The organism is Lamprobacter sp. (assembly GCF_034860625.1).
In the GTDB taxonomy this organism is placed as follows: Bacteria; Pseudomonadota; Gammaproteobacteria; order Chromatiales; family Chromatiaceae; genus Lamprobacter.
This window is the reverse complement of sequence record NZ_JAYESN010000699.1, coordinates 1-740: the sequence shown is the minus strand read 5'-3', so window position 1 is coordinate 740 and position 740 is coordinate 1. Positions and strand designations below refer to the sequence as shown.

The following is a 740-nucleotide window of genomic DNA, read 5'->3' as shown; positions in this document are numbered from 1 at the left end:
CGATGGGTTAGAGCGATCGAGACGCACGAGCTTACGCTGGGTCAACTCATCGCCTCGGACACCCGTCGGCGTCACTTCCACCTGATATTCACCAGGTGGCAGCTGCGCGTAAAACCAGGGACCTTTCGAGAGGGCCGTCAGCACGGGGCCATCCTTGGCGTCTAGCACATTGACCTGAACCGCAGAGAGATACTCGCCACTGCCCTGGGTCGCGAACATCAGATGGAGGTTGAATTCATTGGCCATGGCCTTGAGCTCTGTCCGCTCGTTCTCGCCAACCCCGCCCGAGACATGGCGAATACCACCCTCGTTCGCGACCACCATCGATCGCTCCTCAGCGGCCGACGCGCTCGCCTCCATCGCCTGTTCTGCGCTGGCTGGCGTGAGTGCGGCTCCACCGAGGATCAGCCCCAGTGCGATTGCCGTTGCCCTAGACTGTGGACGGATGATCATTGCAATACCCTATAAACTTGATTGAGTGATAAGGACCAAACAGGCTCGATGGAGAGTCCGATTGATCATCCGGCGCCGTTTGCGCAGATCGCTAGCAGAAATAGCGCCCCTGAAACGACGGCTCATGGCCCGTCACCGGGCCATCAAGGGGACATTAAGGGGCCTAAAGCTTGAGCAGTCTCCGGATGTGGCTTTCGGCATCCGCCCATTCCAGCCAGCCCGGCGATCTCTGGTGCCTGACTTAGTCGGTGAGCGATTGCTTTGCTTCGTTCATCTTGTCGCCAGCC

The 740-nt window shown here is 59.5% G+C and carries 1 protein-coding gene; it reads right to left on the bottom strand.

Annotated features, from left to right (window positions below):
• On the bottom strand, positions 1-453 hold a 453-nt coding region (locus tag VBE63_RS30830; RefSeq protein ID WP_323686750.1), incomplete at its 3' end, for a carboxypeptidase regulatory-like domain-containing protein.
• Positions 454-740 lie beyond the last annotated feature (287 nt).